The sequence below is a fragment of the Streptomyces sp. NPDC002690 genome (assembly GCF_053592415.1).
Genome location: NZ_JBSFVR010000318.1, coordinates 1 through 8464, shown reverse-complemented (window position 1 = coordinate 8464; position 8464 = coordinate 1). Strand labels below are relative to the sequence as shown.

Here is an 8464-nt window from a genome sequence, read left to right as displayed (position 1 = left end):
CCGTCATCGACGCGGCGAGCATCGACACCGGCAACGGCATGCGCGACAAGCACCTGCGCTCCGCCGACTTCCTCGACGTGGAGCGCTTCCCGGAACTCGCGTACAGCTCCCACGCGCTGGTCCCCGCCGGCCCGGACCGCTGGACGGTCAAGGGCGAGCTGACGATGCGGGGCATCGCCCGCCCCGTCGACCTCGACCTCACCTACCTCGGCACCGGCCCCGACCCGTGGGGCGGGGTCCGGGCGGCGTTCCGCGCCACGGCCGAGCTGCGCCGCGACGACTTCGCCATGAACTACAACCAGGTCGTGAAGGCGGGCATCTCCGCCATCGGCACGACGCTCCGCGTGGAGCTGGACATCCAGGCGGTCCAGGGCGGCACCCTGCCCTCCTGAACCCGTGCGCGACGGGCCGGCGCCGCGGAGGGTACGCCTTCCGCCGGTGACCGGCCCGTCGTGCGTACCGGGCCGGTGACCGGCCCGTCCCGCGTCCCGGGCGTACCGTCGGGACGGCCCTTAAGCTGGGCACATGGCTCCCCACATCGCGACCAACACCACCGCCGACCGTGACGAGTTGCTGGCGTTCGTGAGGCCCCGCCACCGGGCGCTGCTGATCACCGCACGGTCCGACGGCCGCCCCCAGGCATCCCCGCTCACCTGCGGGGTGGACGACTCGGGCCGGATCGTGGTCTCCACCTACCCGGAGCGCGCCAAGACCCGCAACGCCAAGCGCGACGCCCAGGTCAGCGTGGTCGTCCTCTCCGACGACTGGAACGGCCCCTGGGTGCAGATCGACGGCACCGCCGAGGTCATCGACGCGCCGGACTCGGTCGAGCCGCTCGTGGAGTACTTCCGCAACATCTCCGGCGAGCACCCGGACTGGGACGAGTACCGGGCCGCCATGATCAAGCAGGGCAAGTCGATCATCAGAATCACCCCGGAGCGCTGGGGACCGATCGCCACCGGTGGCTTCCCCGCCCGGCTCGTCACCGGCACCGACGCCTGAGGACCCGCCCGAGTGCCTCCCGTGACCACCCCCCTGCCCGACACCGCGCTCCTCGGCCGCGCCCGGCTGCTCACCGCCCCCGACGTCTCCCCGGCCGTACGCCACGGGCTGGCGGAGATCACCGGCCGCCCGTGGGACACGTACCCGGCGGACGGCGTGCCGGTCGTCGCCGGGGGTGAGCCGGTCGTCCACGTCGGGGCCTCGCGCCCGGCGGGCCTGCCGGCGGACCGGCTGCTCTGGTTCCACAGCGTCAACGCCGGTACGGACGCCCTGCTCGCGCCCGGCCCCTGGCCCGCCGGGGTACTGCTGACCCGGACGGTCGGACGGATGGGCGAGCGGATCGCGCAGTACGTGCTCGCCTGGGTACTGGCCGAGTGCCAGTCGGTACCGGAGTTCGCGGCCCGGCACGCGCGCGAGGAGTGGCGGCGCGAGCCCTCCGAACTCGCCGTCGGGCAGACGGTTCTGATCCACGGCACCGGCCGGATCGGCTCGGCGGTGGCGGTCCTGCTGCGGGCCTGCGGGCTCCGCACGGTCGGGGTGGCCCGTACCGTGCCCGCCGTCCCGCCGCCCGGCTTCGACCGGGTGGTGGCGGCCGGCGGGGACGCGGAGCGCGAGGCGCTCGGCGAGGCGCGCTGGGTCGTCGCGGCGCTGCCCCTGACCGCCGCGACCGGGAACTTCTTCGACGCGGAGCGCTTCGGGCATCTGCGGGGAGCGTCGTTCGTCAACGTGGGGCGCGGCGCGACGGTGGACCTGGCCGCGCTGGAGGCGGCGCTGCGGGCCGGCTCGGTACGGCGGGCGGTACTGGACGTGCTGCCGTCCGAACCGGCCGGCCCCGGCGATCCGTGCTGGCGGCTGCCGCGCACGGTCGTCACCTCGCACTCGGCGGGCATCACGGCGGACGAGGACGTCGTCGCCGACTTCGCCGCCTGCTGGGCGCGGTTGCGCGCGGGTCTGCGGCCGGAGCTGACCGTGGACGTGGTCCGGGGCTACTGACCGGCCGCCCCCGCGAGGCTGTTCAGCAGGCCAGCATCTTCTGGACCGCCTGACGGCTCACGCCCAGTTCGCGGGCGATGTCCGCCTGGGAGACGCCCTGGCCGATGAGGCCCTGCATCAGATCCCGTCGTTCGACGGCGAACTCCCGGGCGAGGCGGGTGTGGTGGACGGCACGGTCCCGCGCCTCCCGGATGCGGTCGAAGGTCCGCTCGTGCGCGGAGGTGTCCCCGGTGTCTGCCATGACCCCAGAATGACAACCCCTGGTTGTCATGTCAACCCCTCGTTGTCGGCCACGTGTTCGCGGCTCGGCCTCACCCTCCTCAGCGGTCCCGCATCGCCTCGATGCCGGCGATCAGCAGGTCGAGGGCGAAGGCGAAGTCCCGCTCGCGCATCTCCTCGACCGTGTCACCGCCGCGCGCGTCCATCAGATCCTGCGAGACGTCGATGACGGGCTTGAGGCTCGGCTCGGAGCGGTACGCGGTCATCGCCTGCTGGAAGTACTCGTCCTGGCTGACCCCGGCGGCGGCCGAGCGGCGGCGGAGATCGCCCTCGATGGTCCCGAACCCGTACACGAACTGGAAGACCGCCGAGAGCGCCCCGGTCTGCTGGTGCAGCGGGAGACCGGTCGCCCGGATCACCTCCTGCACGGCCCGGGTGAAGAGCACCGAGTGCGGGCCGATGTTGAGGAAGCTCCCGGCCAGCGACGAGGCCCACACGTGACGCACCAGCAACGCCCGGTAGGCCCCCGCGAGTTCTCGCAGACGTTCGGTCCAGACGGCGTCCTCGGGGGGTGCCGCGATCTCGCCGTAGATGGAGTCGAGGGCCAGCTCCAGGAGGTCGTCCTTGGTGTCGACGTACCAGTAGAGGGACATGGCGGTGACGTCGAGCTCGGCGGCGAGGCGGCGCATGGAGAACTTCGCGAGGCCCTCCGCGTCCAGCAGCCGAACCGTGGCGGCGGTGATCCGGTCCCGGTCGAGGCCCGCCGGCGACCCTTCCGACCTGCGGGTACGCGAGGCCGGACGCCCGACGAGCCACACACTGGTCCGCACGGCCGGTGGGGCCGACACGGTTCTGGTCGCGGGCTCCTCCGCCCGGTCTGCCGCGGACACCATGGCGCTCTCCTCGTGTGCCCGGGGAACGGACCGGGCGGGGCACCGTCACGGATGCCCCGGATGCCCGGTCCGATGCTATGCCGCCGAGCCGGTCGGCTCTCCCGGCATCTCCGAGCCGACCGCCGCACCGGGTGCGCCACCCGCTCGTTCCGCCCGGCGCAACAGCAGCGCCGCGACCATCCCGCCGGCCAGCACCGCTGCCGCGCCCACCAGTTGGCCTCGCTCCAGCCCGGACGCGAAGGCGTCCGTGACGGTGGCACGCTCCGGCCCGTCCCCGGCCGCCGCCAGCGCGGCGGGGAGCGATCCGGCACCGGCGGCGGCGAGGGGCAGCAACGCGCCGAAGCGGGAGGTGAGGACCGCGCCGAGGACGGCGACGCCGAGGCCGTTGCCGAACTCGGCGAGGGTGCCGTTGACGCCCGCGCCCACCCCCGCGCGCTCCGGCGGGATGGCGCCCATGATCGCGGCGGCCATGGCGGGGCCCGCGAGGGAGATTCCCGTACCCGTCAGGACCAGGCCGAGCAGCATGCCGGCGTACCCGTGCGGGGCGAGCAGCGCCACGGCGGCGAGACCGGCGGCCAGCAGGGACATGCCGGCCGCGATCGTGACGGGGGTGCCCATCCGGGGGACGAGCCGGGCCCCGAGCCCGGTGAGGTTGAGCACGACCACGGTGAGGGCGAGCGGGGCGATGCGCAGCCCAGCCTCCAGCGGCTCGTAGCCGAGGACGAACTGGAGGTGCTGCGTGAGCAGGAAGAGCGAGCCGCCCATCCCGAAGGTGACCAGCACCGAGCCCGTCACCGCGCCGGTGAACGACCGGTTCCGGAAGAAGCGCATGTCGAGCATCGGGTACGGCACGCGCAGCTCCCAGAGCGCGAACCCGGCCAGCACGACGACCCCGGCGAACGCGGGGGTCAGTACCCGTGACGAGGCCCAGCCGTGCTCAGGGCCGGAGATGATCGCGTACACCACGGAGCCCAGTCCGACCGTGGAGAGCAACGCGCCCAGTAGGTCCGGCCGTTGGCCGCTCGGGCTCTTGGACTCCGGTACGAGGCGGGCCACGGCGACCAGGCCGAGGACGGCGACGGGGAGGTTGACGAGGAAGATCGAACCCCACCAGAAGTGGCCGAGCAGCACACCGCCGAGCAGCGGGCCGGCCGCGAACCCGAGGGAACTGACGGTGGCCCAGAGGCCGATGGCCCGGACCCGCTCGGTCTCGTCGAAGACCTGGACCACCACGGCGAGCGTGCTGGTCAGCAGCAGCGCACCGCCGACCCCCATTCCCGCCCGGGCCGCGACGAGTTGGCCGGGGTCCTGGGAGAAGGCGGCCACCAGCGAACCGGCCCCGAACACCGCGAGCCCGGCGAGCAGCATCTTCTTCCGGCCGTAGCGGTCCGAGGCGCTGCCCGCGGTGAGCAGCAGGCCCGACTGGACGAGCGAGTACGCGTTGATCATCCACTGCACCTGAGCGGCGGAGGCACCCAACTCCTCGGTGAGGGAGGGGATCGCGACGTTCAGGACGGTGTTGTCGAGCAGCACGGTGAGCTGGGCGACGCAGATCACGCCGAGGATCAGCCAGCGCCGGGGGTGCCGGGGCGGGCCGAGGCCGGCCGCAGGGGTGGAGGTGTTCGCCGTCATTGCGGTCTCCTGGGGGACAGCCCTCCGGCGCGGCGACGCGACACGCCATGGCCGTGCGGGGCTGAGACTGGCGGGGCGGGGACTGGCGGGGCGAGGGACGTGCGGGGCGCTCGCGCGGGACAGGTGCCGGGCGCTCACGGAGTGCGAGGCGGTGCGCTCGTGCGGGCGAAGGACCGATCGCCATACACCGTAAGGGAGTTCCTCTACGGCGTACAAGCGAATGTCCCGCACTCATCCGAACGGACGAACAGGCGAACGGGCCGGGTGGGGTACCCACGTGGTCGGCGCGGGAGCCCTTCTTCCGGCGGGCGGACCGAGAAGGTGGGACCCATGACGACGGATTTGCACGCATTCCTGGAGCCCTACGCCGAACGGGGCACCGTCCCCGGTGCCGTGGCGCTCGTGGCCCGTGGCGAACGGGTGGACGTGGCCGCGTCCGGTGCGGCGGACACCGACGGCTCCCCGCCGATGGCCCGCGACACCATCTTCCGGTTGGCCTCCCTCACCAAGCCGGTCACCGCCGCGGCCACGATGGTGCTGGTGGACGAGGGGCGCCTCGCCCTCGGCCAACCGGTCGGGAACTGGCTGCCGGAGCTGTCCGCCCCCAAGGTCGTGAGGGCACCGGACGGCCCGGTCGACGACGTCGTACCGGCCAGGCGCCCGATCACCGTGTTCGACCTGCTCACCTTCCGCGCCGGGTACGGCTTCCCCTCCGACTTCGCGTTGCCGGCCGTCGCGCCGCTCTTCTCCGAGCTGAACCAGGGCCCGCCGCAACCGCAGGCCGTCGCGGAACCGGACACCTGGATGCGGACCCTCTCGCGCATCCCGCTGCTCCGGCAGCCCGGCGAGGCATGGCTCTACAACACCTGCTCGGACATCCTCGGGGTGCTCGTCGCCCGGGTCTCGGGGCAGTCGCTGCCGGAGTTCCTGGCGGAGCGGCTGTTCGGACCTCTCGGGATGAAGGACACCGGGTTCGCCGTCCCGACGACGGACCTCGGCCGGTTCACCGGCTACTACCGGGCGCACCAGGACGGCGGGTTCGACCTGGTGGACCCGGCGGACGGGCAGTGGAGCACTCTCCCCGCCTTCCCCTCGGGAGCGGGCGGCCTGGTCTCCACGGCGGACGACTGGTTCGCCTTCGCCCGGATGCTCCTCACGGGCGGGCTGACCGGAGACCGGACGCGGCTGCTGTCGGCCGGCTCGGTACGGCAGATGCTCACCGACCACCTCACCCCCGCCCAGCGGCAGGCGAGCGGACTCTTCACGGAGGGGCAGGGCTGGGGGTTCGGCGGGTCCGTCGACGTGCAGGCCCTGGCCCCGTGGAACGTACACGGCCGGTACGGCTGGGTCGGCGGCACCGGCACGGCCGGGCACATCGTCCCGTCCACCGGGCTGACCACCCTGCTGCTGACCCAGGTCGAGCTGGGCGGACCGAAGCCACCGGAGTTGATGCGGGACTTCTGGACGTACGCGGCACGGGCCGGGGCGGGCGGCTGAGCGGGTCCGCCCCCTCCGGGCGGACGGCGCTGCCTCACCACACGACCGAGGCGGGCCCGGACAGTTGCCGGGCCCGCCTGCCCGTGGGGACGGGTGGTCATGAGGTGGTGCCGTTGCCGTGGACGGACGTCAGCTCTTGGGCTGCGTCAGGTCGTAGAAGGTGGCGCTCCCGACGGTCACCTCCTCGTAGTTGGCCTCGACCCAGGACGAGATCTTCGAGGACGTGCCGCTGTCGCCGCCGCCCATGCCCATGCCGCCGCCGATGAAGTAGTGGATCTTCCCGGCGGAGACGTAGGCCTTGAACTGCGCCAGGGTCGGGGACGGGTCGCTCCCGTTGAAGCCGCCGACGGCCATCACCGGGTCCTCGGTGGCGAGCTGGTAACTGGCGGAGTTCTGCGAGCCGATGGCCGCGGCGACCCAGGTGTAGTCGTCGGCGTTCTTCTCCAGGAGCTTCTTCGCCGCGTCGGAGACCGTGGCGCCGTTGAGCAGGCCGCCCATGCCGCCGCCCCCGCCGCCGCCCTCGCCCGTGCCGCCGGGCATCCCGCCGGGCATGGTGCCGCCGTTCTGTCCGCCGGTGCCCTGGCCGGGCATCTGCCCCGTCGTTCCGGTGGGGGGCGTGCCGTTCGGAGGCGTACCGCCGCCACCGCCGGGGCCCTGACCGGTCCGGCCGGCGGTCTGGCCGCCGTTGCCCTGGCCGGTCATGCCGCCCGGGGGCTGCATCCCGCCGCCGCCACCGCCGGGACCACCACCGCCGGGGCCGCCGCCCCCGCCCATCGAGCTGGCTCCGGACGGTCCGGCCGTGACGATCGACCCCTCGTGTCCGGTGTCGAGGGTGCTGATCGTGTACGCGGCCGGGCCGGCCAGCGAAGCGACGATCGCGACCGCCGCCACCACGAGTCCGAGAGGCCGGCCCAGCCGTCCCGCGAACACCAGCCACACGGCGCTGATCAGGCCGAAGAGCAGGACCGCCCAGCGCAGCCACGGCAGGTAGTCCGGGGTCCGGCCGAGGAGGACGAACGCCCAGACCGCCGTGGTCGCGACGGTGGAGCCGAGCACCGCGCTCGCCCACCACGCGGTCCGCTCCTCCCACAGCGCGCCCGCGCCGATGCCGACGAGCGCCGCGAGGTAGGGGGCGAGGGCCACCGTGTAGTACTGGTGGAAGATGCCGGCCATGAAGCTGAAGACCACCGCGGTCATCAGCAGCGAACCGCCCCACGCGAGGAACGCGGCCCGGCGCGCGTCGGTGCGCGGCGCCCTGCGGGTGAGCCAGAGCCCGGCCACGAGCAGGATCAGCGCTGCGGGCAGCAGCCAGCTGATCTGGCTGCCGATCTCGGAGTTGAACATGCGGCCGATGCCGGTCTCGCCCCAGCCGCCGCCCTGTCCGCCACCGCCGCCGACGCTGCCGGTCTCGTCGCCGCTGATGCGGCCGAGTCCGTTGTAGCCGAAGGTCAGTTCCAGGAAGGAGTTGTTCTGCGAACCGCCGATGTACGGGCGGGAGGAAGCGGGCCACAGCTCGACGATCGCCACCCACCAGCCGCCCGCGACGACCATCACCGCCGCGGACAGCGCCAGTTGACCGAACCGCTTCCGTACGGACACGGGCGCGAGGACCGCGTACAGCACGGCCAGCGGCGGCAGGATCAGGAACGCCTGGAGGGTCTTCGCCAGGAAGGCGAGCCCGACCGCGACGCCCGCCCAGACCAGCCACTTGGTGCGGCCGTTCTCCACCGCGCGGAGCACGCAGTACACGGTGACGGTCATCAGCAGCGCGAGGAGCGCGTCCGGGTTGTTGAAGCGGAACATCAGCGCGGCGACGGGGGTCAGCGCGAACGCGCCCACCGTGAGGAGACCCGCCGCGGCGCTGAAGCGGCGGCGCACGGCCGCGTACAGCACCCCGGCGGTGGCGACACCCATCAGAACCTCGGGCAGCAGGATCGCCCAGGAACCGAGGCCGAAGATCCGCACCGAGATCGCCATCGGCCAGAGCGCGGCCGGCGGCTTGTCGACCGTGATCGCGTTGGCCGCGTCCGAGGAGCCGAAGAAGAACGCCTTCCAGCTCTCGCTGCCGGCCTGGACGGCCGCGGAGTAGAAGGAGTTGGCGTACCCGGAGGCGCTGAGGTTCCAGACGTAGGCGAGCGCGACCACCAGCATCAGGCCGAGGAAGGCCGGGCGCGCCCAGGACGGGTCCTCGGGCCTGCCCCGCCAGAGCCGGGCCGCCCGGCCGGACC

General features: G+C 73.4%; 8 protein-coding genes. 4 read left to right on the top strand and 4 right to left on the bottom strand.

Going from position 1 to position 8464, the window contains the following annotated elements; all coding sequences use genetic code 11:
• The 3 genes from ACWD3D_RS28885 to ACWD3D_RS28875 all read left to right on the top strand — a co-directional run.
• A partial coding sequence (locus ACWD3D_RS28885) for a YceI family protein (RefSeq protein WP_451463716.1) occupies window positions 1-392 on the top strand: 392 nt, incomplete at its 5' end.
• A gap of 133 nt (window positions 393-525) precedes the next feature.
• Window positions 526-1002, top strand: a complete 477-nt coding sequence (locus ACWD3D_RS28880) for a PPOX class F420-dependent oxidoreductase (RefSeq protein WP_451463715.1) — start codon at window positions 526-528, stop codon at window positions 1000-1002.
• A gap of 21 nt (window positions 1003-1023) precedes the next feature.
• Window positions 1024-1995 (top strand): NAD(P)-dependent oxidoreductase, encoded by a 972-nt coding sequence (locus ACWD3D_RS28875; protein WP_451463714.1) that lies wholly within the window; start codon window positions 1024-1026, stop codon window positions 1993-1995.
• Window positions 1996-2017: 22 nt separating this feature from the next.
• Here ACWD3D_RS28875 and ACWD3D_RS28870 read toward each other — a convergent pair whose 3' ends face one another.
• The 3 genes from ACWD3D_RS28870 to ACWD3D_RS28860 all read right to left on the bottom strand — a co-directional run bounded on the left by ACWD3D_RS28870 (window position 2018) and on the right by ACWD3D_RS28860 (window position 4739).
• On the bottom strand, window positions 2018-2236 hold the full coding sequence (locus ACWD3D_RS28870) for a hypothetical protein (RefSeq protein ID WP_451463713.1): 219 nt from the start codon (window positions 2234-2236) through the stop codon (window positions 2018-2020).
• A gap of 79 nt (window positions 2237-2315) precedes the next feature.
• Window positions 2316-3107: a TetR/AcrR family transcriptional regulator gene (locus ACWD3D_RS28865; RefSeq protein ID WP_451463712.1), complete on the bottom strand. Its 792-nt coding sequence runs from the start codon at window positions 3105-3107 to the stop codon at window positions 2316-2318.
• 75 nt (window positions 3108-3182) lie between these two features.
• Window positions 3183-4739 carry an MFS transporter gene (locus tag ACWD3D_RS28860; protein WP_451463711.1) on the bottom strand — a complete coding sequence of 519 codons (1557 nt, stop codon included), beginning with the start codon at window positions 4737-4739 and terminating at the stop codon, window positions 3183-3185.
• A 330-nt stretch (window positions 4740-5069) separates the two neighbouring features.
• On the opposite strand from ACWD3D_RS28860, the gene ACWD3D_RS28855 reads away from it, so the two are divergent.
• On the top strand, window positions 5070-6236 hold the full coding sequence (locus tag ACWD3D_RS28855; RefSeq protein WP_451463710.1) for a serine hydrolase domain-containing protein: 1167 nt from the start codon (window positions 5070-5072) through the stop codon (window positions 6234-6236).
• A 129-nt stretch (window positions 6237-6365) separates the two neighbouring features.
• Here the strand turns inward: ACWD3D_RS28855 and ACWD3D_RS28850 are convergent.
• Window positions 6366-8464: ArnT family glycosyltransferase (locus ACWD3D_RS28850; RefSeq protein ID WP_451463709.1), on the bottom strand; the 2099-nt coding region annotated here is incomplete at its 5' end.